The organism is Actinoplanes sp. NPDC049548, assembly GCF_040676695.1.
Lineage (GTDB): Bacteria > Actinomycetota > Actinomycetes > Mycobacteriales > Micromonosporaceae > Actinoplanes.
In genome coordinates this window covers 138,965-165,406 of the sequence record NZ_JBFAPM010000012.1, presented here as the reverse complement: position 1 = coordinate 165,406, position 26,442 = coordinate 138,965, and the positions used below count along the sequence as shown (strand labels likewise).

Genomic DNA, 26,442 nt, shown 5'->3' with positions numbered 1-26,442 from the left:
GGCACATGGGAGACCTCGCACGTTTGCTCAAGGAGAGCTGGAGCCTCGTCGAGGAGCACCAGGACAAGGTCGCCGGCTATTTCTACGCCCGCATGTTCCTGTCGCACCCCAACCTTCGGGATCTTTTCCCGGTTCACATGGACGTGCAGCGGGCTCGACTGCTCAACGCGATCGTGACCGCGGTGCAGACGCTCGAGGATCCGGAGAAGTTCGACGACTATCTCAGGGCGCTGGGTCGTGATCACCGCAAGTTCCACGTGGAACCGGAGCACTACGAGGTGGTCGGGGGCGCGTTGATCGAGGCCATGCGGCATTTCGCCGGGGAGCAGTGGGGGGTCGAGTACGACCAGGCGTGGGCGGACGCGTACGCGGTCATCGCCTCGAAGATGCTGGCCGGCGCGGAGGCGGACACGAACCCGCCGTACTGGTATGCCGAGGTCGTCTCGCACGAGCGCCGCGCCAACGACATCGCCGTCTTCACCGTGTTGCCGATGCAGCCGCTGGAGTACCGGGCGGGCCAGTATCTGAGCCTGGAGTGCCCGCGCTTCCAGCCGCGACTGTGGCGCACGTATTCGCCTGCGAACGCTCCTCGGCGCGACAACACCCTGGAGTTCCACGTACGCGCGGTCGGAGCCGGCTGGGTGTCGAGTGCGCTGGTGCGGCGGCTGGAGGTCGGGGACATGATCCGGCTGGCCGCGCCGATGGGGTCGATGAACCTGGACCGGCGGTCGACGCGGGATGCGGTGTTCGTCGCCGGTGGCACCGGGCTCGCTCCGGTCAAGTCGCTGCTCGAGGAGCTGACCCGGTACAACCGGACGCGCTGGGTGCACGTCTTCTTCGGCGCCAGGACCCGGGACGACCTGTACGACCTGGCGGAGCTGAACCGGTTGGCGGCCCGCTACCCGTGGCTGTCGGTGGTCACCGCGTGCAGCGATGACCCGACCTTCCCCGGGGAGCAGGGCAACATCTCGGACGTCGTCGCACGGTACGGCCCCTGGAACGAGCACGACTTCTTCGTCTCCGGCTCCGGCCCGATGGTCAAGGCGACCCTCAAGACCCTCGCCGAGCTGCAGGTCCCCTCGCTCCGCATCAAGTACGACAGCTTCTCCGACATGTGACCCGCAGCCGCAGCCGACGACACGTGACAGATCAGATCAGTAGCTCCACGGGCGGCCGGTCTGCCCGTACTCCTCGACCGGCACGAGAGCGGCGTCCGCGGCCATCCGGTCCACGTACAACCTGCCCTCGAGGTGGTCGATCTCGTGGCCGACCAGGCGTGCCATCGCCTGTTCGAAGGAGGTGATGACCCGGGTGCCGTCGTAGCGGGCGTGTTCCACGTCCACACGCAGGGGCCTGATCACCAGACCCCGGTAGTCGAAGAACGAGAGACAGCCCTCGTACTGTTCGTCGGTCTCCCCGGACTCGTCGACGATGCGGGGGTTGAGCAGGACGACGGGCTCCGCGCCGCGCTCCGGTGGGCGTACCACGGCGGCGGCAACCGCCAGGCCGATCTGGGGCGCGGCCAGCCCGACTCCCTTGCTGAAGTCGTGTACGGCTTCGAGCCGGCCCAGGGTGGCTCGGAGGGCGGCGACGGCCTCGCGGGCGTGTGCCTCCTCCCGGGGCAGCTGGAAGTGCCGGGCGCGCTGGCGCAGCAGGTCCGCGCCGCGTTGGACGATTCCTATTCCACGCATCCGCTGGCTCGCTCTCAGCTCGTGGCCGTTGGGCTCCGCTGGGGGGCGGGCCGCGGCCGGGGCCAAGGGGGTCGACGGCAGGTTCTCCGCCGCCGGTCGGGGTCGTGGGACGCCTTCGTCGCCGGTGTGCGGGGCGGTCGGCCCGCGGAACCGCCATTCGAGGCGGTAGCGGGCGTTGAGCAGGGGCGCGTCGGTCGACCATTCGAAGACCGCACGCTGGTCGTCGTTGTGTCGTTCGAGGGGGGTCCGGACCGGCACCTCGGCCGCCAGGGAGGTCTCGACGCCCCAGACCTGGGGTTCGAACTCGACGGGGAAGTCCAGCCGTACGGTGAGGTTGCGGGTGGGCAGGCGCACCGCCCGCTGGAACCAGTGTCCCCACTTCTCCTCGTCGACCGTGTACGCGTAGTCGATCGTCGTCCGCTCGCCGGGGTAGAGCGGGAACTGGCCGTGGTCGTTCGCGAAGAGCAGCCACACCTCCTTGGCGGCGTCCCGGTCGAGCTTGAGGCGCCAGTGCATCGGTTCGGCCGCGTCGCCCTCGCCGGCGACGGCGTGCAGGTCCATCTCGTCGAAGCTGAGCGGGTGCCGGCGGTGGTGCTGGTTGGAGCCGGCCGGGTCGTGGGGGTAGCGGTCCACGGCGATCTTGACGAGGTAGCGGGTCACGGGCTCGACGCCGGCGTTGTAGAGGGCGCGCCGGATCCGGCACCGGTAGGCGCCCTTGGTGTACGTGAGCTCGGCGATCTCCCGTTCGACGATGAGCCCGGTGCCGGGGGGCAGCCACTGGACGGGTACGGGCGGGTCGCGGTGCAATGTGGCGCCGCGGGCGTGCCGTAGTTCGTCGTACTCCTGGAATTTCTGCCAGATGACGCCGCCGGCGGCCAGGACGGCCTCGGCTCGCCGGGCGAAGTCCTCGGTGGGTTTGTGCCGGCGTCCTTCGACGTGGCTGACGTAGGACGGGTCGAAGCCCATCCGGGCGGCGAGCTGCTTCTTCGTCATGCCGCGCTCGACCCGCCATTGCGCAAGCGCCGCCACGAACTGGTCGGCGGCCCTCTCGACAGGCGAGGTGGTCATCACGGATGTCCCCTTTGCGACAGGAATTTCAGTGTCCATGTCTTCCGGTGTCCGCATGGGGCTTGTAGCGCGTTGCCGACAGATACCTTGACGAAACCGGCAACGTCGCAACGCTCCGTTAGGTCACCCTTGCTCGGGGTATTCGTGCAGGAATTACCTGTCTGGGTCCCCACATCCCGGCGTCCCGCAGGCATGGTTAGGCTAGCCTTAACCGGGTACGGTGTGAGTCCCCCGACGACGGCGATGGCGAGGTGAAGCAGTGACCCAGCAGAGCTCCTGCTTCCCGCGGGCTGGCGGCCGCCGGTGACCACCACCCTCGATCGGCCCTTCTCGGGCCACTCGGCCTTCGCCGAGCCGCCCCTCGCGCCGATCACCGCGACGCTGCGCGCCATGTTCGGCACCTCCACCGAGCTGCCGGGTCTGGCTCCCGACCTTCTCGTACGGGACACGACCGGCTGGATGCCGGCGGCGGAGCTGACCGGCAGCGCCCTGGACGTGCTGCTCGAGTCGTCGAAGCAGCGCTGGCGGGCCCAGCCGCACGCCGCCGCGGCCCTGGCGTGGAAGGCGTACACGTACTGGCTGGCCCTTCCGGCGGTGCTGGGCTGGGCGTCGGCCCGCCGGGTGCCGCTGCTGACCGGCACTGACGTGCTGATGCACTTCAACGACCCGCGGCCGCTGGTCACGGTGGGCATGCACCCGGACGTGACGGTCGCGGTGCTGCCGTCCGACCCGCTGGCCCTGAGCGGCCGCGCGGGGGTCCGGGTGGTCCCTACCGAGGCGGCCCTGCTGGCGGAGCTGCGCAGCTCGCTGCTGGACCAGCACCTGACTCCCCTGCTGGACGCTATCCACGGCCGGGTCCGGCTGGGCAAGCGCACCCTGCTGGGGTCGCTGGCCTCCGGGGTCGCCTATGCCGTGCTGCGCTCCGCGGACGTCCTGCCGGGATCGTCGGCGGAGAACATCGGCGTCCTGCTCGGCACCCTGGGCGTCGAGGATCTCATCGAGCTGGTCCCCGGGCCGGGCGGGAAGCTGGACGTGCAGCGCAAGACCTGCTGCCTGGCGTTCACCCTGCCGAATCCCAAGGTCTGCATGGGCTGCTGCATCCAGCAGCACTGACCGCGGGACCGGCGACCGACCCCGCTTCACCGAACTCAGCTCAGCGTCGCCTTGGGGTCGTCGACGAGCGCGCGGACGTCCCACACCCAGGCGCCGCCGGTCCAGGTCGGCTGGAAGCCCAGCAGCTCGGACATCACCCGGAGCATCTCGATGTCGCGCTCCTGCGGCGTGAGCACCACCACTCCGGCCTTCCAGAAGCGGAGGTCGGCCAGCGTCATCTCGCGCCGGGTCTCGGTGATCTCCGGGGTGGGGTTCCCCTGCTTGATCGACGTCACCAGTCCGCTGGTCGGCCGCCACGGCGGCGAGAACAGCGCCGTGCGGTCGGTCGGGTCGAGCGGGTTCCGGGCAGGGAGCAACGCGTACGCGCTCGCGATCCGCATGTCCTGCCGGGTGTACGCGCTCCACCGCATCGGGTCGGGGTAGGCGGGGTCCGGCAGGGGCAGGGCGACCAGCGTGTGGTTGTCGTCGACGTACTGCCGCCAAGCGCCCGACGTGACGAACTCGGGCACCGGCTCCATGGGAACCGTCGGCAGCGGCGTCGGGGCGAGCGGCACCAGGGCCATCGCCACCGCCGTGATCATCGCGACCCGGACCGGTCCGCGGGCGGACGGCTGCGCCTTCATCAGGTCCGAGGCCTTCTGGCAGCCCAGGGCGAGCACGATGCCGATGACCGGTGCGATGGCCATCGCCCAGCGGGTGGGCACGGCCGAGTTCAGGACGGGCACGCTGTGCAGCAGCGCCCACAGTCCGTTGACGCCGGTGTCGACGCCGTTGAGGTGGACCCGCGGGCCGAGCGCCAGGGCGCCGAAGAGCAGTGCGACGCCGGCCAGCGTGACCACGGCCGCGTTGCGGCGCATCCAGGCCACCAGGCCGAAGAAGAGGATGATCAGGCCCCAGCCGAAGAACGCGTTCTCCTCGGCGGCATTCTGCGCGAGGCGGCCGGCGGTCACGCTGTTCCCGGCGATGGAGCGCTGCGCGTACGCGGTGAACGACGCGAGGTCGGTGCCGAAGGACCGGACGTACTCGGACAGGCCGTGGTAGCTCTGCGGACCGAAGAACTGGACGCAGAGCGGGTACGCCAGCACGGCCAGCGTCACCGTGGCGGCCACGCCCAGCGCGCGCAGGAAGGCCGGAACCTCGCCGCGGCTGCCGCGCTTGCGCCGGACGACGGCCATCACCGCGCAGAAGATGCCCAGCCCGACCGCGGTCATGAAGAGGATCTCGAGGTTGATGAACGCCTGCCAGACGAGCAGGCCGGCGAGGATCAGACCGTTGCGTACGGCGCGACCGGGGGTCCGCAGCGCCAGCGTGCGCCAGATGATCAGGGGCACGAGGAACTGGGAGACGATGTTGGGGTGGCCGCCGGCGTGCGAGATCATGCTCGGGGCGAACGTGGCGAAGAGCGCACCGACCCAGGCCGCCAGCCGCGAGCTGACGAACTGCCGGGAGAGCACCAGATACCACGAGATGCCGGTGAGGGCCAAGGCGAGAGTGACGAACGCGTTGAACGCCACATGGGGCCCGAAGAGGACAGTGACGGGCGTCATCGGCAGCGAAACGGCCAGCACCGAGGTGTTGGCCATCATGTTCACCCCATCGGGGTAATTCATGCGATCCGAGAAGAACGGATAAGCGCCATCCGTGAGCACGCGTGCACCGTGTGCCAGCATCCACTCAAAGAATGCTTGGTCCTGCGGATCGTCGCGCAACTCATGATCAAGATTGAGCCACAACGGCGCCGTGATGAAGATCGCTACCCCGATGAAGGTGGCGATCGCGACCGCGTCTCGCCACGTGAGAGAACGCCACCACCGGCGGCGCCGGGGAGCCGGCTCCGAAGCCGTCTCTTCCGCCTCGCGATCTGCGGGTATGACTGAGATCGGCGCGGCAGCGACCTCGTTTTCGAGGGCGAGCAGCTCCGCGTCCAGGTCTTCGGCGGCGGCCTCGCGGTCCGGTGGCAGAACGTTCCCGCCGGGTGACTGGCCGGTCGAGTCAATACCCGTAATCGTCATAGCATCGGCGAGCCTAACGGAGGTTGGTAACGGTGTTGTGACGGGCGGCCGAGGCGTGATCGACCCGATATGTGCGCGCGTTTTACCGGTGCCTCACGCCTGTGGTGCATGATGGGTAACGATCCCGGGTACCCCCGGGTCAATGTCTCAATCAGGCAAAATTGGAGCGGTCACCCCCCGCTCAACTTTCGGTTGAGCGCACCGGATGCTTAACTCTTCCGGTCCCGCTGTCAGCTCGGATCGGCAAGACGAGGGAACCTTACTTATGGCAGACATCACTGGAGACCAGCGGATCCAGTCCGAAGTGCTCGAAGGCCTCGCCATGGCCGTGAACCACCGTCGATGGTTCGTCGAGCTCGCTCTCCCGTACCTGGGGGAGAACCCGATCGAGATCGGCAGCGGTCTCGGCGACTACGCCCTGGAGTGGGCGGAGCACGTTCCGCACTTCACCGCCACCGAGGCGGACCCGGACCGGCTGGTGCAGCTCAAGGAGCGCCTGTCGGACCACACCAACATCGACGTGCGCCAGATGCTGCTCCCGGCGTCCGACGCCGCGGGTGAGTACAGCGCCGCGGTCTCGTACAACGTGCTCGAGCACATCGAGGACCACGTCGGCGCGCTGCGGAGCATGGCGGAGCTGGTCCGCCCGGGCGGACGGATCATCCTGATCGTCCCGGCGTTCATGTTCGCCATGAGCCAGGTCGACATCGCGACCGGCCACATCCGCCGCTACACCAAGAAGACGATGCGTGCCGCCATGACCGAGGCCGGCCTGACCATCGAGAAGCTGCACTACGCGAACGCGCTGGGCCTCATCGGCTACTACACCGCGACGAGCATCTTCAAGCTGGCCCCGAAGGAGGGCCCGATGGTGAAGATCTACGACTCGGTCGTGCTGCCGGTCACCAAGGCCGCCGAGAAGGTCGTGAAGCCGCCGTTCGGCCAGTCGGTCTTCGTCGTCGCCAAGGTTCCCGGCTGACCCAGAAGCATCAGAAAGCCCGCCGGTACCGCAAGGACCCGGCGGGCTTTCGTCATGTCAGCCCCTCACCTGGTACGTCGGGCGGATCGTCGCCCGCGCGAGGGTGTGGAAAGCCAGGTTGAAGCCGACGTACGCGGGAGTCGCGTCCTCACCGACCTCCAGGCGGTCCACGTCCAGGGCGTGCACCGCGAAGACGTACCGGTGCGGGCGGTCACCCGGGGGCGGGGCGGCACCGCCGTAGCCGGCCTCGCCGTAGTCGGTGCGGATGGTGAAGGCACCGTCCGGCAGCGGGTCGACGCCGCGCGGCAGCTCGGTCACCGAGGCCGGCAGGTTCACCACCACCCAGTGCCAGAAGCCGCTGCCGGTCGGTGCGTCCGGGTCGAAGCAGGTCACCACGAAGCCCCGGGTCTCGGCCGGGAAGCCGGACCAGGCGAGCTGCGGGGAAAGGTTCTTGCCACCCACGCTGGGATGCACGTACAGCTCGTCGAGCGGCTGCCCGTCGACCACGTCCGTGCTGGTCACCGTGAAGGAGGGCACCCGCGGCAGGATGTCGTACGGATCCGGCGCCTCTGCGCGCTCCAAGCTCATGCTGTTGTCCTTCCAGCTGTGCGGACTCCGCGGTCCAGACTGCCCGTATGAGGTGAAAGTAACCGGGTGAGATGTCGCATAGCTTTCGAACTCGATAACCCCGGGGCCGGGTTCGGAGGAAAACGCACAGCTGGTGCGCGTCGCGGGGCTTGACCGGGGCGATAGTTGTGTCAGACATCCGACCGGGTTCGAGAGGCGGAGATCCCCGTGCCCGGTGGTGATCGGTCGCTGAGCGCAGCAGCCGCGGCCAGCAAGTCGGCGCCTGTCCCCTCGGACAGGCGCCGACTGCCGTTCAGGGTGTGTCCGGCCCCAGCCCGAACAGCGGCAGGCAGGGCTCCAGGCCGGTGATCTCCACCTCGGTCGTCCGGGCCGCCGCCCAGGCGTCCCGGTCGAGAACCAGGCGACGCCCGCGGATCCGCTCACCGCGGACCACGTGCCACTCGATGCCGTTGTCGGCGTAACCCAGCTTGCGGGAGACCGCGTACGAGGCGGCGTTGTCCTCGAACGCCTCCGAGGTCGCGTACTCGGCGCCCAGCCCGGTGAAGGCCAGGTCCAGGACCGCCGCCCGCATCTCGGTGCCGTAGCCCCTGCCCTGGTACGCCAGCCCGAGCCAGGAACCCGTACCGACGACCCGCGAGGTCGCGAAGTCGGCGGCACCGATGTCCTGCGTACCGATGATCTCGCCATCGGCGACCACCACGAGCTGCAGCGTCCATCTCTGCGGTGACCAGCTCCCCCACTGGGTCCACTGCCATTTGATGGTGTTGCGCGCCCGCTCCTGCGGCGTGGTGTCCGTCCAGGTCACGACGAACGGCATCACCGCGGGGTCGTGCACGCCGGCGGCGGCGACGTCGCCGAGCCGGGCCAGGTCATCGAGGTCGGGAAGACGCAGTTCGAGCCGCGGCGTACGCAGCCGCAGCCCGAACAGCGGCCAATGGTCGGCGATCATGCAGCGATTCTGGATCAGAACCTCTCGATGTGCAGCCCCGCGTAGAGCCGCCGGTACACCACCCCGGTCCGGGGGTTCCCGGCGTCGATCATCATGCCGCGGCCCATGTAGATGCCTACGTGGCCGGCTCCCACGACCAGGTCGCCGGGGCGTGCGGCGGCACGCGAGACGACCCGCGCCCGGGCCGCCTGGCCGCCGGACGAGTGCGGCAGCCGCAGCCCCGCACGGGCGTACGCACGCTTGGTGAAGCCGGAGCAGTCGAACGAGTTCGGCCCCTCCCCGCCGCGGGAGTAGCGCTTGCCGACCTGCGCCCGGGCGAAGGCGATCACCGACGCCATGCGGGCCCGTGCACCGGTGGCCCGGGGACGGACCGTGACCGCGCGGCGGACGACCCGCTTGCGCACGACGGGACGGGCTCGGGCGGGCCTCGCGGCCACGGCTCGGGCGGGCCTCGCGGCCACCGCTCGGGCGGGGCTCGCGGCCACGGCTCGGGCACGGCGTTCGGCGGCGACCTGCCGTTCCACGGCGGCCATGCGCTCGGCGAGGAGTCGTGCCTCGTCGGCTCGGCGGGACTCCTCCTCACTCCGTACGGCCAGAACCTGGCGCTGAGCCGCACGCAGCGCTGTCGCGGCAGGCCGGGTGACGGACCGGCGGACCGCGGCCCGGGACGCCACCCGGGGCCGGGTGCGGGCCTCGAGAATCGGCGTCGCGGCCTGGGCCGCGGTCGCGGAGAAGGAAAGATGGGGCAGGTCAGAGGGGGTGACGGGTTCGAGGACCGGTGCACTCACGGCCAGCGCCAGGGCGCCGGCGGCCAGCACGCGGCCGGTGGACGGACGGGACAGCAGAGCCTCCGAACTAGGCCCGGGGCACTCACGCGCATCCCGCTGCGAGCACGACGGAACGCACCGCCGCGCCGGCTGTCATCCGTTGAACGGCGACAATGGGAACCCGGGCGTTTTCATTAATTCCGCCGACCATGCCAACACACATTCGCGGTGGTGTTCTGCGGAACAGAAAAAATTAATCCCGGGCCGGTGTCGATTCTCAGGGGTCGCGTTCGTGTAAGGCGTGAGAAGCAAGTCGAGAGGAGCGAAAGATGAAGACTTACCTGCTCAGCGTGTACCAGCCGGACGGACCGACGCCGCCGCCGGAGGTCCTGGGACCGATCATGGAGGGCCTCGCAGCGCTCAACCGGGAATTGCACGACACCGGAGCTTTCGTCTTCACGGCGGGCCTCTGCCCGCCCGACACCGCGACCGTGATCCGCGCCAAGGACGGCGATGTGCTGCTGACCGACGGCCCGTTCACCGAGGGCAAGGAACACATCGGCGGCTTCACCGTCATCCAGGCGCCCGACCTCGACGCCGCGCTGCGCTGGGGCGAGCGGATGGCCGCGATCACCACGCTCCCGGTCGAGGTGCGGCCATTCGCGAGCTGAGCGAGGTCTACCGCGCGGAGTACGGCCGCGCGGTGGCCGTCCTGACCCGGCTCCTCGGCGACCTCGACCTCGCCGAGGAGGCGGTGCAGGAGGCGTTCACCGTCGCGGCGGACCGCTGGCCGAGCGACGGCATGCCGCCGAGCCCGGCCGGCTGGATCATCACCACGGCCCGCCGCCGCGCCGTCGACCATTTGCGCCGGGAGAGCGCCCGTGGGGCGAAGGAGGCGGAAGCGGCCCGGCTGCACGCGCCGGAGCCTGCGAGCGAGGAGACGGACCTCTTGCGACTCATCTTCACCTGCTGCCACCCTGCGCTGGGGCGCGAGGCGCAGGTCGCCCTGACGCTGCGGCTCCTGGGCGGGCTGACCACGCCGGAGATCGCCCGGGCGTTCCTCGTGCCCGAGGCGACCATGGCCCAGCGGATCGTCCGGGCGAAGGCCAAGATCCGGGACGCGGGCATCCCGTACCGGGTGCCCGAGCAGGCCAAGCTGCCGGACCGGTTGCCGCCGGTCCTGGCCGTCCTCTACCTGATCTTCAATGCCGGGTACGCGGCCGGCAGCGGCCCCGACCTCGTCCGCGACGACCTGTGCGCGGAGGCCGTCCGGTTGAGCCGCATGCTGGCCGCCCTCATGCCGGACGAGCCCGAGGTCGCCGGCCTGCTGGCGTTGCAGCTGCTCATCAGCGCGCGTCGCCCCGCGCGGACCACTGTGGACGGGTCGCTGGTGCGGCTCGCCGACCAGGACCGGTCGCGGTGGGACGCCGCGCTCGTCGCCGAGGGGCAGGAGCTCGTGCGGGCGTGCGTACGGCGGGGGCGGCCGGGGCCGTACCAGCTGCAGGCGGCGATCAACGCGGTGCACAGCGCCGCGGCACGTGCCGAGGCCACCGACTGGCCGGCGATCCTGCAGCTGTACGACCAGCTCATGGCCCTGACGCCGACACCGGTCGTGGCGCTGAACCGTGCGGTCGCGGTGGCCGAGGTCGCGGGGCCGGCGCCCGCGCTGAAGATCGTCGAAGCGCTGGCGCTGGACCGCTACCACGTGTTCCACGCGGTGCGTGCGGACCTGCTCGCGCGGCTGGGCCGTGCCGACGAGGCCCGCGACGCCTACAAGCGGGCGGCGCAGCTCACCGACAACGAGGTGGAGCGTGCCCATCTGCTTGCGGAAGCCCATCGGTGATACTCGGCGTCATGCCGACCTCACTGATCGACGACATCCGCGCCCTGTCCCCCGCGATCCGCGAGCTGGCACCGCTCATCGAGCGGGACCGTGGCGTGCCGCCGGCGCTGGTGGAGAAGCTCGCCGGGCTCGGCGTCTTCCGGCTGGCGGCGCCCAGGGAGCACGGCGGCCTGGAGGCGGACCCGGGCACCCTCGTGGAGATCTTCGAGGAGCTCGGGCGCGCCGACGGCTCGACGGGATGGTGCGCGATGATCGGCGGGGCGACGTCGATGGCGCTCGGTCACCTGCCGCCGGCCACGGCCGCGGAGCTGCTGCGCGACCCGCGTTTCCTCATCGCCGGCGTGGCCGCGCCGCTGGGACGGGCGACCCCGGCCGAGGGCGGCTACCGGGTGAGCGGGCGATGGTCGTTCGCGAGCGCCTGCCACCATGCGACCTGGCTCGTGGGCGGGGTCGTCACCCCTGCGGGGGTACGGCTGGCCGTGCTGGACGCCGCCGAGGTGTCCATTCACGACACCTGGGACGTGGCGGGGCTCCGCGGCACCGGCAGCCACGACTTCTCGGTCGACGACGTGTTCGTGCCGACCGAGCGCACCTTCTCCCTCGCCGAGCCGCCGGCTCACCCCGGTCCGCTGTACGCGTTCCCGCCCCTGTCGCTGCTGGCGCTCGGCATCGGCGCGGTGGCACTGGGCATCGCGCGGGCGGCGATCGAGGACTTCGGCGAGCTGGCCCGGACCAAGCGCAACCCGCTCACCGGTGACCCGATCGCCACGAAACCGGCCGTACGCGTCGCCGTCGCCGAAGCCACGGCCCTGCACGGCTCGGCTCTCGCGTACCTGATGAGCTCGGTGAAGTCGGCCGGTCCGGACGCCCCACGACGTGCGGCGTTGCGGCTCGCGATCTCCACCGCGACCCGCAACGCCGCACGCGCGGTCGACCTCGTCTATCACGCCGCCGGGGGCAGCGCCGTCTACGACTCCAGTCCGCTGCAGCGCCATTTCCGGGACGTCCACGTCGCCACGCAACACGCCATGGTGTCCAGCGAAGTCACCGAGACGGTCGGCGCGGTGCTGCTGGGGCTCGGTGACGTGCCGACCTCGCGGCTCTGATCAGCGGCTCAGCGTCGCGTACAGGTGATAGCGGGTGACGCTGCGCGGGTGCACGCCGGGCATGGACCGGACCTTGGTCCACAGCGGGCCGCTCGCGACCCCGCCGTTGTTGGCAGCCAGGGCCTCGCGGTGCGCCTCGGCGCTCTCCCACTCCGCGTAGTTGAGCACCTTCGTGCCGTCCGTGCTGACGTGGAAGAACCCGCCGATGCCGCCGGACGGCAGGCCCGCATCCGCGTCCAGGGCGTCGAACACCGCGTCGACCCAGGTGCGGGCGATGTCCGGGCCGTCGGTGTCGACGCGGACGATCACGATCGCGCCCGGCGTCCGCCCCTCGGCGGTGCGGCCGCCCCGGTAGAGCCGGTACGCGGACGCACCCGGCAGGTCCAGCGGCGGGTCGTCGACGGTCCACTGTGAGTAGTGCAGAACACGGTCTCCGTCGGCGTCGACGAAGAGCGAGAGGGCGAGGAGTCCGTCCGGCCACGGCTTCTCCCGCCAGGCGGAGATGACCGCCTCAGCGGCGGCCCCCTTGTCGCCGGCCTGCCATTCGCCGGCGAGCACGGTGACGGCGTCCTTCCGAGCCGGGTCGGGCATGCGCATGGCTCAGTTCCCGTACGGGCGGACGGCGCGCGCTTCCCGCAGCGTGTGGCCCCACCACGACACCCGGTCCAGCATCCGCTGCGCGGCGGCGAGGCTCTCCGGATCGAGGGGCCGTCCGGCGGAGTCGAAGCGCTCCCGGCCGCCGTGGAAGCTGACGGTGTCGCGCACGGTCATGGCGTGCAGCTCGGCGAAGACCGGACGCAGGTGCTCCACGGCGCGCAGACCACCCGACAACCCGCCGTACGCGACGAACCCGACCGGCTTCGCCCGCCACTCGGCATAGTGGTTGTCGATGACCGCCTTGAGCGGCGCGGGGTAGCTGTGGTTGTACTCCGGGGTGACGACCACGAACGCGTCGGCCTCCCCGAGCTGTTTGGTGACGGTGTCGGTGCCGTCGACCGGGTCGACGATCTCGGCCACGAGGTCGGCGCGCCGGCCGATCTCGGCGGCGATCCAGGCCGCCACGGTGGGCCCGAACCGGCCCTCACGGGTACTGCCGACGATGACTGCGGTGCGCAGCGGCGTGATGTCCATGCCGGGGACGCTAAAACCCCAACTAATGTTGAGGTCAAGCCGGCGAGGGGACGACGCGATGGAGCTCACCGTGGGACAGCTCGCCGCCCGCAGCGGCGTGAGTGTCTCGGCGCTGCACTTCTTCGAGCGCCAGGGCCTGATCACCAGTACGCGTACCGCCGGTAACCAGCGCCGCTACCGCCGGGACGCGCTGCGCCGGGTGGCGTTCATCCGGATCGCCCAGCGGGTCGGCATCCCACTGAAGGAGGTCGCGGCCGTGCTGGCGTTGCTGCCCGACAACCGCACCCCGACCCGCGAGGACTGGGCGCGGGTGTCGCAGTGCTGGCAGGAGGAGATCGACCGTCGCATGCGCCACCTCGAGCAGCTGCGCAACGACTTCACCGGCTGCGTGGGCTGCGGCTGCATGTCGATCGACCGCTGCCCGCTGATCAACCCGGGCGACCGCCTGGGCCGACTGGGCGCCGGACCACGCCGGTTGATCAGCGACTGACGCCATTCGGGCGAACCGGACTCAGTGGACTTTTCGCCGCCCCTCGCTCCCGATGCACGCGGATGCCAAGATTCGGGTGTTGAGTCCGAAAGATCCGAAAGGCGCCCGCCACATGCGTCGCACATCGTCCCTCGTCCTGGCCCTGCTCACGACGGTGGTCACCCTCGTCGCCGGCCCGGGTACGGCCGCCCACGCCGCGCCCGCGGCCGTCAAGATGACCTTCAACGCGGCGCCGGAACCCGTCGCCAAGGGGGCGACCGTGACCCTGACCGGGCGCGTCTGGATCGGCGCCACCGGCAACCGCTCCCGGGTGGACTTCTACTTCCGGAAGACCGGCACCGCCCCGTACACGTACAAGGGCTTCACGACCTCGACCGACGCCGGTGCCTTCACCCGCCGCTTCACCGCCGAGACGACCGGCACGTGGAAGGCCGTCTTCGCCGGCACCAAGACCCGCAAGAACGCCGCCCGCCTCGACGCCGTGCAGGTCATCCAGCGCCGCTCCAAGGAGATCGCCAGGTGGACCGACGACTCCACCGCCTGGACGAGCCCGACCCTCAAGGTGCCGACCGTCGACTTCAAGGCGATCGTCTCCTGGAGCTGCGCCGAACCGGACTTCTCGTTCCTCTACCTGACCTGGGAGGGCAAGACGAGCGGCTACGAGTATGTGGGGGCCGACAAGCAGTCCGGTTCCCTCACGCTGAACGGGCACGAGGGCGGACGGCTCGGCTTCTTCACGGTCAGCACGGCCTCGAACTGCTCATGGACGCTCCGGGTATTCTCCGGCATCACCACCGTCCAGGTCTGAGAGGCACTTTGGGAGTCCAAGGCTGGAAGTTGCGTGCGGCGGAGCCGGCGGACGTCGACGTGATCGCGGAGCTGCGCGCCACGGTGCTTCGCGCCGACCTGGAACGGCTGGGCCGGTTCGACGAGCACCGGGTCCGCCAACGCCTCCGGGACTCCTTCTCCCCGCAGCACACGTCCGTCATCCTGGCCGCGGACGCCTTCGCGGGCTGCGTGACCTTGCACCCGGCCGAGGACGGCTGGTGGCTCTCGCACTTCTATCTGGCCCCCGGCCTGCAGGGCCGGGGGCTCGGCTCGGCCGTCCTGCGGACGTTGCTGGACCGTACGGACGCCCACGGCGTACCCGTGCGGCTGAACGTGCTGCAGGGCAGCGCCGCCCGGCGACTCTACGAGCGGCACGGGTTCGCCGTCGAGGCCGAGGACCCGATCGACGTCTTCATGGTGCGGCAGCCGGCGTTTTCGTGATGCCGCAGCCCGCTCAGGGCAGCAGCACGATCTTGCCCAGGTGATCGCTCGCCTCCATCAGGCGGTGCGCCTCGGCGGCGTCGGCCATCGGGACCGTGCGGTCGATGATCGGACGCACCGCGCCGGCGTCGACCAGCGGCCACACCTGGCTCTGCACGCCGCGGACGATGCGGGCCTTGTCCTTCGCCGGGCGCGCCCGCAGCGTGGTCGCCGCGACGGAGCCGCGCTTGGCCATGAGGGCACCGAAGTCGAGCTCGCCCTTGCGGCCACCCTGCATACCGATGGTGACGATGCGGCCGTCCGTGGCCAGCGCGGCGATGTTCCGCGCCAGATACTTCGCGCCGATGATGTCGAGGATCACGTCGGCGCCGTGCCCCTCGGTGAAATCGAGGGTCGCCGCCACGAAGTCGTCGGACGTGTAGTCGACGGCGAGATCCGCGCCGAGGGCCAGCAACTGCTCGTGCTTGCGCTCGCGCGCGGTCACGATGACGGTCGCACCCAGCGCCTTGCCCAGCTGGATCGCGAACGTGCCGATGCCGCCGCCACCGCCGTGCACCAGCATTGTGTGACCCTGACGCAGCCGGGCGATGTCCACCACGTTCGACCAGACGGTGCAGGCCACCTCGGGCAACGCGGCCGCCTCCTGCAGCGACATGCCGTGCGGCACCGGGAGGAGCTGGCCGGCCGGCACGGCCACCCGCTCGGCATAGCCGCCGCCGGCCAACAGGGCGCAGACCCGCTCACCGACATGGTGTTCGGTGACCTCGGACCCGAGCGCCGCGATCACCCCGGAGCATTCCAGCCCGGGATAGGGCGGTGCGCCCGCAGGCGGCGGATAGTGGCCCAGCCGCTGCATGACGTCGGCGCGGTTGACCGCCGCGGCGGTGACCTCGATGACGACCTCTCCCGGGCCCGGCTCGGGATCCGGAACCTCGGTCCAGACGAGGGCCTCGGGTCCGCTCGGCTGCTCGATCACGATGGCGTGCATGCGTGAAGCTTGCCCGACAGGTGTGACACTAAGCGGGCACGGTCCACCGCTGGTTCGCGGCGCCGGTGCAGACCCAGATCTGCAGCTTCGCACCGTCGGCTAAGTTGTTGTCCCTGACATCCAGGCACGTCCCGGACGCGGCGTTGACGATCGCGCCCCCGGAGAACCTGCCACTTCTGCGTCGCCACGGTGTCGTAGCCGCCCCACAGATGCACCGTCGACCCGTCGGTGGTGCCGTTGGCGGCTCCGAGTCTCCCTCGAGCCGGGACAGGTAAAGCAGCGAAGAATTAACACTCCTGTCGATCTGTTGTCAACGGCAGCGCGCTCGCACCACTGGTGTTTTAGCTGCTCAGACGCCTTTTAAGAGGCTTAAAATAAGCTCTGTTCGAGGGCGGCTAGGTAACATAACGAAAACCGGTCCGATTACATCCGTTCGGCCAGTCTTCCTTAAAGCTTCCTTGCCGCCGTTGTCCTAGGCATCCACGCTCGTCGACACTGCACGGGTCCCGCGGGACAGGGGCCTGGCCGGCGCGGGGGCGCGCCGCCAGGCCCCGCGTCGTTCGCACCGGCGAAGTGAGGGCGGCATCACCAGCGCCCGTGTCCGATCCGCCGCACGTGCGGCGATCTGGCAGACTGAGTGCCGTTGCCGGGAGGGCTCGCCTAGTGGCCGATGGCGCCGGTCTTGAAAACCGGTGAGGCGTTCCGCGTCTCCGTGGGTTCGAATCCCACGCCCTCCGCCAGATCATGAATAGCAAGAAGCCTCAGCGACCCGCATGGATGCAGGTCGCCGGAGCTTCTCGGTAAAGGAACCTCAGTCTCACTCGATCTCGCTCGCCCCGACATATGCGCGACAAAGTTGCCGAGACCTTAGCCCTGGTGAGGCGCCTTGTCGTCGGGCTCGCCGAGGGCCTTCGCGATGCGGCGCCGTGCCGCCTCGTCCTGCCCCTCGATGCACTCGGCATACACCTTCAACAGCACGTTCACGCTTCGACGCGCTCGCGACAGCGAACGGCCGTTCTGCGCTGTCTTGCAGGTCAAAGCGTTGCAGCGCACGGACTTGAATACCGGTACGGTGCTGCTCTTCTGGGATGCCAATAGCTACTCGGCCCCATCGTCGATCGCAGCGTTGAGGGCGTTGAGGAGGTCGCCGCTCATGGTGGTCTGGAGGATGTGCTGGAAGTCCTCTGGGTCCAGGCCTCGCCGAACGTCACGCAGGACGGTCAATGTTTCATTGGGCCAGACGTCGTAAAGCTCACTACACAAGGCAGCCGCTTTGACCAACGCCGCTGCAGCTTCGTCGTACCGCCGCTGCTCCTGTGCGACCGTGCCGAGCTGGTGGTAGGTGAGGATGGAACCGTGCCGGTCACCGAACTCCAGGAAGGTGTCGAGGGCTTGCCGGTAGTGGGCCTCGGCCTGCTCGAACCGCCCCTGCTCCTGCTCGACTATGCCGAGCTGGTGGTAGGTGCGTGCGGTGCCGCGCCGGTCACCGAACTCCAAGTAGAGGTCGAGGGCTTGCCGATAGTGGGCTTCGGCCTGCTCGAACCTCCCCTGCTCCTGCTCGACTATGCCGAGCTGGTGGTAGGTGAGGATGGACCCGTGCCGGTCACCGAACTCCAGGAAGGTGTCGAGGGCTTGCCGGTAGTGGGCCTCGGCCTGCTCGAACCGCCCCTGCTGTTGCGCGACTATGCCGAGCTGGTGGTAGGTGCCGGCGTTGCGGTACCGGTCGCCGAGCTGCAGCCTGAGGTCGAGGGCTTGCCGGTAGTGGGCTTCGGCCTGCTCGAACCGCCCCTGCTCCTCCGCGAGATTGCCGAGCTGGTGGTAGGTGCCGGCGGCGCCGTACCGGTCGCTGAACTCCAAGGCGAGGTCGAGGGCTTGCCGGTAGTGGGCTTCGGCCTGCTCGAACCGTCCCTGTAGCTGGGCGACCGTGCCGAGTTGGTGGTGGGTGCCGGCGGCGCTGTGCCGGTCACCGAATTCCAGGAAGGTGTCGAGGGCTTGCCGATAGTGGGCCTCGGCCTGCTCGAACCGCTCCTGCTCCTGCGCCGCCCTGCCGAGCTGGTGGTAGGTGCCGGCGGTGCCGTGCCGGTCGCCGGCCTCCAAGGCGAGGTCGAGGGCTTGCCGGTAGTGGGTTTCGGCCTGCTCGAACCGCCGCTGTTCCTGCGCGACCACGCCGAGCCGGTGGTAGGTGCTGGCGGCGTTCTGCCGGTCGCCGAACTCCAAGGCGAGGTCGAGGGCTTGCCTGTAGTGGGCTTCGGCCTGCTCGAACCGCCGCTGTTCCTGCGCGACCCTGCCCGCCAAATCCTGCAGACCGGCGAGCTCCCATCGCAGATCGTCGCGGTCGGACCCGCGGTCGGCGGCGATGGCGGTGTCCAGGAGGTGTCGTCGGCTGTCCTGCTGCTTCGTCTGATCCAGGTACTCCTCGACTGCGCCGATGATCGGCCAAATGGATTGCCTGGTGCGCAGTCCGTGGTCAAGGGCATTGGCGAGGTTGGCGTATTCGGTGCGTGCGGCTACCTTCCCGCCCGCACGTTGTTGCGGCTCGTTCGAGATGAGCATCTGCTGGATTTGCCGTCCGAGAGCCAGGTACAGCCCGTAGTGCGCCTGCTGGGCGGCGTCCTGCAGGTCGGGGTGCTGCTGGATCCGGGTCCGTAAGAAGTACGGCAATACCGGCAGGATCTGCACCCAGTCGGTTAGCTGGGGGTGGGGTGCGGCCAGGCCGACCCGGACAAGTTCGGCGACCGCGGCAGAAAGATCGATCGCCCCAAGGTGTTTGACTACGTCGTGGACGGCGAGGAGTTGCTGGTAGGCGCTGAGGGCCATGGTGGGAATGCTGGCCGTAAATGGAGCCAGCAGCAGCAGGGAGTTCTGGGTGGTGGGGTCGAGTTTGCCGTGGCTGTACTCGATCGCCTGGCTGATCAACCCGATCGGGTCCGCATCGGTGCCGCCCTGCCGCAACTCGGCGAGGACTTGCGCTGGGGTGTGTGTGGACAGGGCAGGCAGGACCACGGTCAGCGGGAGAGGGTATCCGCCGAGCAGGGTGGTCAGCTCCTCCAGCGCCGCGCGTTGATCTTTGTCGGTGAAGTGATGCGTACCGCCGTGGCGGGTGAGGATAGCGTCGATCAGCTGTGATGCGGCCTGAGCGTCAAGGCCGGGCAGCGGATGAACGTTGTCGGTGAAGGTGGTGGGGCCGATCCACGGTTCGTCCTCCCGTGAGCCGAACAGTACGAGGGTCTTGCCGCCACGCAGCCGAGCTAGGAACTTGGCGAGGCGTTCGCGTTCCGGTTCCGGTAGGGCGTGCGGGATCGCCGCCGGCGTTGCGGTGATCGACTCGGTGTTGTCCAGGATCAGGAGGTAGCGCCGGGCCCGTAGCAGCTGCGCGATCCGTTCCGGTTGGGCGGCGGCGGGTAGCATCTCCAGCTTCGCCTGCTCCACCTTGTCCAGCAGGGTCGCGGCAATCTCGTGGATCATCTGGTCGAGGGTCCAGGCCCGGTCCTCGTAGCTGAACCGGAACACCCTCTCCACCAGCCCGGTACGCAGCCACCACCAGCCCAGATGCTGCAAAAGGGTCGACTTCCCGGCACCGGCCATGCCCTTGACCAACAACATGTTGCGGTCCTCGCGGATCAGCAGCCGCCGCTCGATCGCCTGGATGTCGAGGTCGCGGCCGACGAACCCGTACTCGGTGACCGGTTCGTCGCCGACCAGCGCCTCCCGCTCGAAGAAGCGGGCCTGCTGCTCCACCGACATCTCCGCCAGCCGCAACCGGACCTCGCGCTGAGCGAAGACCACCGGCAGGACCCAGTCCTCCAACTCCAGGCTCTGGTCGAAGTACGCCCGGCGAGCCTTATCGTCGAACAACGACCGACGGGCGGTCTGCATGGCCGTGACGGGGTCATCGCCCCGGGCGAGCCCGGAATACAGCAGCGGCATCGCGATCTGTGCCGCCGACACCGTCACCGAGTACGCCATGCCCACCGTCACCGGCACCCCGGCGGCGACCAGCCGCTGCGCCAGACTGGCCTCGCTGGCCGGTTCCTTCGCCGACTGACACGCATTCAGCACCGCAACCGGCACCCGGTGCTCCGCCAGCAGATCAGCCACCTGCTGCGCCGACACCGGCTCAGCCTTACCCTCGACCGGAGTCTCGAAGAACAGGAACGCCCGCTCACCCTCAAAGCTCGCAGGCTGGCCGGACCCGAACAGGTACCGCTGCGCTGACCGGCCCACCTCCAGCTCGGCGAACCCAGTCACCGCTCCGTGCACATCGAAGTGGACCACCTGGTAGTAGCCCGACCCGTGCAGCTTGGTCGCGGCCCTCAGCTGCTGAACCACCGCCGACCAGGTGCCCGGCCGTACCAAGTCCACAACCACCGGTCGGTCCGCTGTGCGTAACCCGTCGAGCAGCGGCCGCGAGATCGTCCGGTACCCGACATCGGTACGCCCGTCCGGCCGAGCGGTGACCACCAAGATGTTCAGCGTCGGACGCTCCGGAGGTAACACGAACCCGGGAGGGGCCGAGTCGACCCGGCGGGTCACCGACAGCCGCAGCACGGTCGGCACCGGCAACTGAGGGTCATAGAGAGCTTCCCAATGCAGCCGGTGAAACGCTGCTGACCCGGTCACTTGCAGCCGGCAGCCGTCGAAACCCTGCCGGGCCAGCATCCGGTAGTCACCCGCCGCGTCGCCGCCGAAAAGCTGACCGAAGAGCCGCTGCCCGTAGTCCCGCAGGCGCCGCTCGGCATCGTCGTGCCAGTCCTGATCCAGGAACGGAAACCGCAGATGCTCTTCGAAGTACCAGGCCAGCCGTTCCTCGTCACCCTCCACCGCAGGATCCACCACGGTGACCTCGTGCACCGTTCCGTCCGGGAAAGACACCCGGGCAACGAAAGACCCGTCAGAGTTGCATGACCGCTCGGACACATGAATCAACATGGTCGGTGCGAGATCATCCCTGGGATTCATCTGGTGCTCCGGCGGACCCGGACCACCGCCACCCGGTCATCACCGGACACCGTCTCGGCCAGCTCGAACTCCGTCATGTCCACCGCTGGATGGTCTTGCACAAAAAATGAACCCGACGCGGACGACTGCAACGCGGCGGTTCCCACCGCGGCGGCCTCCTCATCACCAGCCCACGCCTTCGCCAACGCAGCCGGCTCCACTCCCACCGCCGGGTTCACCGCCACCCCGAGCCGAGCCATCCCCACCCCCGGTCACACGACACAACGTGCCACCACGATGACACAGCGATCAATCAGGCAACATGGCATGAACACCCGAGAGTGACAGGGGACGGACAGGCCCCGGTGCAATCGACCAACCCCGACTGACGGGCACCGTTTGTGCCGATTTGCAGAAGGCTGAGCAATGGTGTGCGACCGTGGCGCGGCAACGTGAGCGACCGTCTCAGTGTTTCAGCAGTTCAGAGCCTCGTCGCGGCCGGTCTTGAAACCGGTGAGGCGTTCCGCGACTCCGTGGGTTCGAATCCCACGCCCTCCGCTTCCGATGTGTGCACCCGTTGTGGTCGGCACCGGTCCTGATGTCCGTATGCTGCCGACATGGAGCCCACGGTCGAGGAAACGGTGGCCGGGATGCTGGCGGCAGCCGAGGCCGCCACACCCGTGCAGGCCGTCGAAGCCGTCACCCGCGAACTCAGCGCGGCGCTGCATGCGCGCAGTGTCTCGTTCCTCATCGCCGACCTCAGTGGGCGGGCCCTGGTCCGGCTGGCGCACGTCCCCTTCGAGTCCGCCGAGGCCGGTCGCCGCGACGGCCGTGAGGTCGCGACCTTGGTGCCGTTCGACGGCGGTCCTCAGGAGCAGGCGCTACGAACCCAGGCGCTGCAGGTGGTCGCCGGCGACACCGGCTGGACGGTGATGGCGCCGGTCACCGAGCGCGGGGAGGTCATCGGCCTGCTGGAGATCGGCTTGCGCGCCGCACCGACAGAGCAGGCGCTCGGCGAAATTGCCCGCACCGCGCATGCGCTCGCGTTCGTGATCATCGCCAACCGGCGCCACACCGACCTGTTCGAGTGGGGTCAGCGCACCACCGCGTTCACGCTCTCCGCCGAGATCCAACGCCGGCTCCTGCCCAGCGCCTTCACCTGCGAAGGCGGCTCGTTCACCCTCTCCGGCTGGCTCGAGCCATCGGCGAGCATCGGCGGGGACACCTTCGATTACAGCGTCGCCCGTGACAGCCTGCACTTCAGTGTCACCGATGCCATGGGGCACGGGGTAGCCAGCGCGTTGATCGCCACTCTCGGCGTGGCAAGCCTGCGCAACTCCCGCCGGGCCGGGCACAGCCTGACTGAACAGGCCGACAAAGCCGGCGCCGCGGTCGCTCAGCACACCCCGACCCGTGGCGCCTTCATCACCGCGGTCCTCGGGCGCTTGGACCTGACCACCGGAACATGCGCACTCATCAACGCGGGGCACGTGCCGCCGTTGCTTGTCCGTGACGGCGACCCCCAGCCGCTCGACCTGCCTCGCAACTTCCCGCTCGGGATGTTCCCCGAGGCTCCTTGCCGCGCCGGTGACGTCACCTTGCGGCCCGGCGACCGCCTGGTCGTCGTCACCGACGGCATGCGGGAACGCAGCGCTGCCCGTCTGGATCTGCTTGCCCAGCTCCGCTCGCTGGCTGCCCTGCACCCCCGGGAGGCGGCGCGTGCCCTGGCCGACGCCGTCCTCGCCGTGGCCGGCCCGGTCCTTGCCGACGACGCCACGCTGCTGATCATCGACTGGCACGGAGATCACGGACGCCCACGCCGCGCCCACGCGGGCGCCGACGTCGCCGCCGCGACGTCAGCCGACCGCCGTTGACCCGCGACCTCGCTCAGGATGCCACCGGCGGCATGGCTGCCTCGGCGGCGTCCACCGTGTCGTACACCTCCACCACCTGGTCCACCGCCGACACCCGCAACACGTACTCGACGGGCTGCCGGACGGCGGCCACACACAACCGCCCGCCCTTGCCACGCAGCTCCTTGAACCACACCATCAGGACGCCCAGGCCGCTGGAGTCCATGAACGTCACGTCGGTGCAGTCCACCACCACCCGCACAGCGCCTCCATCAGCGGCTTCCTGGAGGAAGTCATGCAGCTGGGCCGCGGTCTCCATGTCGACCTCACCGCCGACCTCCACCACAGTGCAGGCCCGACCGGCCCGGGCCGCCAACCGCAGGTTCACCCTTACCTCCGAAGCTCCGCTCACCCGATCGACCGCCAGCAGTCGACGTTGTCTCACCAATATGCAGGATGGCAATCCCTGCACGAGGTGAACAGCGAGACTCGGGCAGACTCACGTCGCGGGCAGGACGTCGACCGGTACGGGAAGCTGGTCGCGGTGGCGCCCCGGCTTGCAGCCGGCGAAGGGCCCGGACGGATCGCGCAACGATCCCATGACGGGGCCCAGGTGGTTTCCGTGCCAGTTCGCCGCTCCATCCATGTCGCTGTCGGTGCCGGTCATCGACTGCCACGCCAGGAAGAGTGCGTGCAGGTGGGCGACGGCTTCCGGGTGCCGCCACCACTGTGTGCACCACATCGCCCCGGAGGTCACCTCGCGCGCGTAGGCCGGGATCAGCACGTTGTCCACCCAGTCGGCCAGGCTCTTCAGCATCTCCTCGTAACGGGCCCCACCGTGGTAGAGGATGAACGCGGGTTCGGAGCCCTCGGCTCCGGCGCTGCCCGGCGGCGGTGGCGGCCCCACCGATCCGCCTTCCTGCTGCACGGGCGGTACCGGGCTCGGCCGGTCCACCCCGGAGCCGCTCACGAATGCCATGAACTCCGCGCTGGGTGCCATGGACGTGTCCTCCGACCTGTGTGCGTACCGCGACCCCTTGAACGGGGCAGCGGGGCAGTCGGTTCAAGAAAGCGAAATGCCGGGCGATAGGTGCCCGAAGGGACAAAGGACACGGCCTTCCGTCCGCTGCTCCGTAGTTCGTGAACCGGCGCTGCGCGCGACCCGTTGGTCCGGTCCGGAAGCAGCGAGCTGGGAAGGGGCGAGCTGGAGCGGACGCCGGCGACAGTCGGCCAGGTTTGCAAGGGGACACTGATGCCAAGGACCAACGAATACAGTCAACCCACCGCCGACGTGCTGAGAGAGATGCAGATCCGCAACGAGCTCGGCAATCGGTACAAGGCAGCCAGCAAGGCGGCATTCGTCGCGTTCTACCACTACGACAAGCATCGCGATCCGATGGTTTTCGTGACCCCGATCGAGGTCAGCGGTCAGGTGGAGACAAGGGGCAGCCGGGCCAGCAAACTACCGCACCCGCAGAACGACATGGCCAGGGCGGAGGCCGAGTCGGCGGCCGCGGACCACCACTTCAAGACGTTGCGGTCCTTGCGGGAAGGCGACTGGCGCGGTCTCGGCCTGACTCAGCCGCTACCCCCTCCGTACCGGGTTTCGCAGCGCACGGTCGGGGACAAGGGTTCCTGCGACAAGTGCGAGTCGACGTCCATCGCACTGGCGCAGTACGCCGAGAGGCTCTGGCCGGGCAACCAGCAGGGCGATCCCGACCTCGAACGGGTCGCCGGGCAGATGGACAGCCTCTACCTCAGGGAAGGCGCGCACGAGACCAACAGCGCCCATCCCGGCCGCCGCCGGGACGGTCAGTGGCAGAGCCAGTACGGTTCGAGCAGCGCCGTGCCGACCGTGACCGACGGGGTCGCGACGTGGAAGAACAAGCTCTACGGTGACGAGCCGAGCACGCGGAACCAAGACAGGCCCGGCTACTACGGTGGGTACGGCGGCGCTCCCACGGTCGACGACTCGCCGTACACGTCCACGGAGTATTCGGAGTCGTCCCGCGCCCCTTCCACGCGCTCCGGGTCCAAGGCCGGCTCCGACACGAACCGTTCCAACTCACCGGCGTCGGACGGCACGGGTGTCTCCGGCTGGTCCAATGAGGCGGAGCGGCCGACCAACTACCTTCCCGGGGCCAACCCGGCCGACTATCTGCCGGAAAGCAGCGCCGCGGCGCAGTCGACGGCCATCAGGCGGCCCACCACCAGCGGTGACGTGTACGCGAGCACCGTAGCGCACCCGAACACGCACATCCCCGAGACGCGTGCCGAGCCCGACCTGCGGCTCAGTAGCGACAGGAACTGGGCCTACCTGAACAATGCTCCCTACAAGCTCGAAGCGCGCGCGACGGTCGGTGACTCGGTCACCCATGTCTACCGCAGCCACGATCCCAGCCACAGCACCCTCGGCATCCAGTTCGGCAGCGACGGGCGGGTCAAGGATTTCATGGCGTCCGGGGACAAGGCCGAGAAGACCCTCGGCGACATAGCGCGCGCCGGGGGCAGGGTGGAGTCCTACAGCGAGCGGGTCTACGCCGGTTACGGTACGGGCGACCACCGCAAGAAGCACCACACCGGGCACCAGCAGAAGAAGAAGGGCGGACCGACGGCGTAGGGCCCCTTGACTCAGTCACCCTGGGGACCGATCTCGGTCAGCCCGAACTGGCCGGTCTCCGGATCGGGCGCGGTCAGCTTGTAGCCCCTCGCTTGCGCGCACCGGGTCGGAGGGCACCCCCCGCTGTTTGATCACCATCCGGAAGTCGCGGTACTTCGCGCCGCCGTGCTCGAGCAGACAGCCGGCCCACGTGCGGTAGAGCTGCTCGCGTTCCTCGTCCGTCGCGTCGAGGCGCACGAGTGGCCCGGCACGAGAAGTGCCCATTGTGGAGCGTTACTCCCGGGTATTCACGATCGCCAAAGTGCTGTTACGCTGTCGACGCCAAGATCATTCACCTCGTGAATGGATGGGCAACGGGGAATCAACGGGGTTTCGTCCCACGGCTTTCCACGCTGCCGGCGCGCTTCTGCGCGCCCTGATGAGCAGCGGAAAGTCCGTTCAGGGTGTTCAACTGGGGAGTTACGTGAACAAGAGAATGCTGTCCGCTGTCATTATTCCGGCAGTGGCGTTCGGCGCCATGGTGGCGCCCTCCGCGGCGCTGGCCGCCGATGGTCCGGTGGGCCACTCCGGCTGTTTCAAGAGCAGTGCCTCGGATTCGCAGAAGACGTATCTGGAGGCGCGGAACAACAGCACGAAGATCCGCAGCCGGAGCAACGCGGTGACCGTCACGGCGATCGGCACCGGGAACGCCTACGACTGCGGTCCGGCCGGGCACGGGAAGATCACTCCGCAGATTCACGTGGAGCTGCAGTTCCGGGCCGAGGGCAAGCGTCTCTCCTGCTCGGGCACCGTGGGCGGCGGGGTCTCCGGCGGCAAGCCGGACGTCAGCGGCAGCATCACGTGCAGCGGGAACCGCGAGGAGATGAGCGTCACCCTCAAGCACACGTGCAAGAAGGAGGAGGAGTGCCGGATCTCCGTCGCCGACGAGACCTTCTCGGCCGCGAGCGACGGCAAGATCACCATGCTCGAGACGCGGGTCATCGTGACCAACGGCAGCAGTGTCCGGACGTCCTCCTATGTGCGAGTCATCTGAGGTG

The 26,442-nt window shown here is 69.3% G+C and carries 25 protein-coding genes and 1 tRNA gene; 13 read left to right on the top strand and 13 right to left on the bottom strand.

All coding sequences use genetic code 11. The features are described 5' to 3' along the window. The first annotated feature begins 5 nt into the window (after window positions 1-5). Window positions 6-1,118: a globin domain-containing protein gene (locus AB0J80_RS23790; protein WP_364708565.1), complete on the top strand. Its 1,113-nt coding sequence runs from the start codon at window positions 6-8 to the stop codon at window positions 1,116-1,118. A gap of 36 nt (window positions 1,119-1,154) precedes the next feature. Here the strand turns inward: AB0J80_RS23790 and AB0J80_RS23785 are convergent, their stop codons facing one another. Next, window positions 1,155-2,759, bottom strand: coding sequence for a peptide deformylase (locus AB0J80_RS23785; RefSeq protein WP_364708563.1), 1,605 nt, complete (start codon window positions 2,757-2,759; stop codon window positions 1,155-1,157). A 390-nt stretch (window positions 2,760-3,149) separates the two neighbouring features. On the opposite strand from AB0J80_RS23785, the gene AB0J80_RS23780 reads away from it, so the two are divergent. Next, window positions 3,150-3,872: a hypothetical protein gene (locus tag AB0J80_RS23780; RefSeq protein ID WP_364708811.1), complete on the top strand. Its 723-nt coding sequence runs from the start codon at window positions 3,150-3,152 to the stop codon at window positions 3,870-3,872. A gap of 35 nt (window positions 3,873-3,907) precedes the next feature. On the opposite strand, the gene AB0J80_RS23775 is transcribed toward AB0J80_RS23780, so the two are convergent. Next, on the bottom strand, window positions 3,908-5,482 hold the full coding sequence (locus AB0J80_RS23775; protein ID WP_364708561.1) for a hypothetical protein: 1,575 nt from the start codon (window positions 5,480-5,482) through the stop codon (window positions 3,908-3,910). A 667-nt stretch (window positions 5,483-6,149) separates the two neighbouring features. Here AB0J80_RS23775 and AB0J80_RS23770 point away from each other — a divergent pair. After that, window positions 6,150-6,863 carry a class I SAM-dependent methyltransferase gene (locus tag AB0J80_RS23770; RefSeq protein WP_364708559.1) on the top strand — a complete coding sequence of 238 codons (714 nt, stop codon included), beginning with the start codon at window positions 6,150-6,152 and terminating at the stop codon, window positions 6,861-6,863. Window positions 6,864-6,920: 57 nt separating this feature from the next. Here AB0J80_RS23770 and AB0J80_RS23765 read toward each other — a convergent pair whose 3' ends face one another. The 3 genes from AB0J80_RS23765 to AB0J80_RS23755 form a co-directional block, all read right to left on the bottom strand. Beyond that, window positions 6,921-7,451: a YbhB/YbcL family Raf kinase inhibitor-like protein gene (locus AB0J80_RS23765; protein WP_364708558.1), complete on the bottom strand. Its 531-nt coding sequence runs from the start codon at window positions 7,449-7,451 to the stop codon at window positions 6,921-6,923. 292 nt (window positions 7,452-7,743) lie between these two features. Continuing rightward, entirely contained in the window at window positions 7,744-8,400 is a 657-nt protein-coding gene (locus AB0J80_RS23760) for a GNAT family protein (protein WP_364708555.1), read from the bottom strand. 14 nt (window positions 8,401-8,414) lie between these two features. Then, window positions 8,415-9,218 carry an NlpC/P60 family protein gene (locus AB0J80_RS23755; protein ID WP_364708552.1) on the bottom strand — a complete coding sequence of 268 codons (804 nt, stop codon included), beginning with the start codon at window positions 9,216-9,218 and terminating at the stop codon, window positions 8,415-8,417. A gap of 278 nt (window positions 9,219-9,496) precedes the next feature. On the opposite strand from AB0J80_RS23755, the gene AB0J80_RS23750 reads away from it, so the two are divergent. Genes AB0J80_RS23750 through AB0J80_RS23740 form a run of 3 tightly spaced genes read left to right on the top strand, consistent with a single transcriptional unit; the run spans window position 9,497 to window position 12,116 of the window. Then, window positions 9,497-9,838 carry a YciI family protein gene (locus tag AB0J80_RS23750; RefSeq protein ID WP_364708808.1) on the top strand — a complete coding sequence of 114 codons (342 nt, stop codon included), beginning with the start codon at window positions 9,497-9,499 and terminating at the stop codon, window positions 9,836-9,838. Next, window positions 9,826-11,010, top strand: coding sequence for a sigma-70 family RNA polymerase sigma factor (locus AB0J80_RS23745; protein WP_364708806.1), 1,185 nt, complete (start codon window positions 9,826-9,828; stop codon window positions 11,008-11,010). Before AB0J80_RS23750 ends, AB0J80_RS23745 begins: the two co-directional genes overlap by 13 nt. A gap of 11 nt (window positions 11,011-11,021) precedes the next feature. Continuing rightward, window positions 11,022-12,116, top strand: coding sequence for an acyl-CoA dehydrogenase family protein (locus AB0J80_RS23740; protein WP_364708549.1), 1,095 nt, complete (start codon window positions 11,022-11,024; stop codon window positions 12,114-12,116). Here AB0J80_RS23740 and AB0J80_RS23735 read toward each other — a convergent pair whose 3' ends face one another. Together AB0J80_RS23735 and AB0J80_RS23730 are read right to left on the bottom strand one after the other, a co-directional pair. Further along, on the bottom strand, window positions 12,117-12,713 hold the full coding sequence (locus tag AB0J80_RS23735) for a hypothetical protein (protein WP_364708547.1): 597 nt from the start codon (window positions 12,711-12,713) through the stop codon (window positions 12,117-12,119). Between the two features lie 3 nt (window positions 12,714-12,716). Next, window positions 12,717-13,247 carry an NAD(P)H-dependent oxidoreductase gene (locus AB0J80_RS23730; protein ID WP_364708544.1) on the bottom strand — a complete coding sequence of 177 codons (531 nt, stop codon included), beginning with the start codon at window positions 13,245-13,247 and terminating at the stop codon, window positions 12,717-12,719. A gap of 58 nt (window positions 13,248-13,305) precedes the next feature. Here AB0J80_RS23730 and soxR point away from each other — a divergent pair, with 58 nt between their 5' ends. The 3 genes from soxR to AB0J80_RS23715 all read left to right on the top strand — a co-directional run bounded on the left by soxR (window position 13,306) and on the right by AB0J80_RS23715 (window position 15,006). After that, complete coding sequence (soxR, locus tag AB0J80_RS23725) at window positions 13,306-13,737, top strand: redox-sensitive transcriptional activator SoxR (protein ID WP_364708541.1); 432 nt, start codon at window positions 13,306-13,308, stop codon at window positions 13,735-13,737. Window positions 13,738-13,849: 112 nt separating this feature from the next. Beyond that, entirely contained in the window at window positions 13,850-14,545 is a 696-nt protein-coding gene (locus AB0J80_RS23720; RefSeq protein WP_364708538.1) for a hypothetical protein, read from the top strand. A gap of 29 nt (window positions 14,546-14,574) precedes the next feature. Further along, complete coding sequence (locus AB0J80_RS23715; RefSeq protein ID WP_364708537.1) at window positions 14,575-15,006, top strand: GNAT family N-acetyltransferase; 432 nt, start codon at window positions 14,575-14,577, stop codon at window positions 15,004-15,006. 13 nt (window positions 15,007-15,019) lie between these two features. Here the strand turns inward: AB0J80_RS23715 and AB0J80_RS23710 are convergent, their stop codons facing one another. After that, window positions 15,020-15,994, bottom strand: a complete 975-nt coding sequence (locus AB0J80_RS23710; protein WP_364708534.1) for an NAD(P)H-quinone oxidoreductase — start codon at window positions 15,992-15,994, stop codon at window positions 15,020-15,022. A gap of 28 nt (window positions 15,995-16,022) precedes the next feature. Further along, the gene (locus AB0J80_RS23705) at window positions 16,023-16,118 is read right to left on the bottom strand and encodes an RICIN domain-containing protein (RefSeq protein ID WP_364708803.1); all 96 of its coding nucleotides are present in this window, start codon (window positions 16,116-16,118) and stop codon (window positions 16,023-16,025) included. A 525-nt stretch (window positions 16,119-16,643) separates the two neighbouring features. On the opposite strand from AB0J80_RS23705, the gene AB0J80_RS23700 reads away from it, so the two are divergent. Further along, window positions 16,644-16,734, top strand: a tRNA-Ser gene (locus AB0J80_RS23700). A gap of 358 nt (window positions 16,735-17,092) precedes the next feature. Here AB0J80_RS23700 and AB0J80_RS23695 read toward each other — a convergent pair. Further along, window positions 17,093-20,953 (bottom strand): tetratricopeptide repeat protein, encoded by a 3,861-nt coding sequence (locus AB0J80_RS23695; RefSeq protein ID WP_364708531.1) that lies wholly within the window; start codon window positions 20,951-20,953, stop codon window positions 17,093-17,095. Beyond that, window positions 20,950-21,192 (bottom strand): hypothetical protein, encoded by a 243-nt coding sequence (locus tag AB0J80_RS23690; RefSeq protein WP_364708528.1) that lies wholly within the window; start codon window positions 21,190-21,192, stop codon window positions 20,950-20,952. Before AB0J80_RS23690 ends, AB0J80_RS23695 begins: the two co-directional genes overlap by 4 nt. A 357-nt stretch (window positions 21,193-21,549) precedes the next feature. Between AB0J80_RS23690 and AB0J80_RS23685 the strand changes: the two genes are divergently transcribed. Beyond that, window positions 21,550-22,806, top strand: coding sequence for a PP2C family protein-serine/threonine phosphatase (locus AB0J80_RS23685; RefSeq protein WP_364708525.1), 1,257 nt, complete (start codon window positions 21,550-21,552; stop codon window positions 22,804-22,806). Window positions 22,807-22,819: 13 nt separating this feature from the next. Here the strand turns inward: AB0J80_RS23685 and AB0J80_RS23680 are convergent, their stop codons facing one another. Both AB0J80_RS23680 and AB0J80_RS23675 read right to left on the bottom strand, forming a co-directional pair. Further along, window positions 22,820-23,173, bottom strand: a complete 354-nt coding sequence (locus AB0J80_RS23680; RefSeq protein ID WP_364708522.1) for an STAS domain-containing protein — start codon at window positions 23,171-23,173, stop codon at window positions 22,820-22,822. Between the two features lie 111 nt (window positions 23,174-23,284). Further along, a complete protein-coding gene (locus AB0J80_RS23675) occupies window positions 23,285-23,785 on the bottom strand; it encodes a DUF4913 domain-containing protein (protein ID WP_364708521.1) in 501 nt (166 codons plus the stop codon). 252 nt (window positions 23,786-24,037) lie between these two features. On the opposite strand from AB0J80_RS23675, the gene AB0J80_RS23670 reads away from it, so the two are divergent. Next, window positions 24,038-25,405 carry a hypothetical protein gene (locus tag AB0J80_RS23670; RefSeq protein ID WP_364708519.1) on the top strand — a complete coding sequence of 456 codons (1,368 nt, stop codon included), beginning with the start codon at window positions 24,038-24,040 and terminating at the stop codon, window positions 25,403-25,405. A gap of 463 nt (window positions 25,406-25,868) precedes the next feature. After that, on the top strand, window positions 25,869-26,438 hold the full coding sequence (locus AB0J80_RS23665) for a hypothetical protein (RefSeq protein ID WP_364708517.1): 570 nt from the start codon (window positions 25,869-25,871) through the stop codon (window positions 26,436-26,438). The last annotated feature ends 4 nt before the right edge of the window (window positions 26,439-26,442 follow it).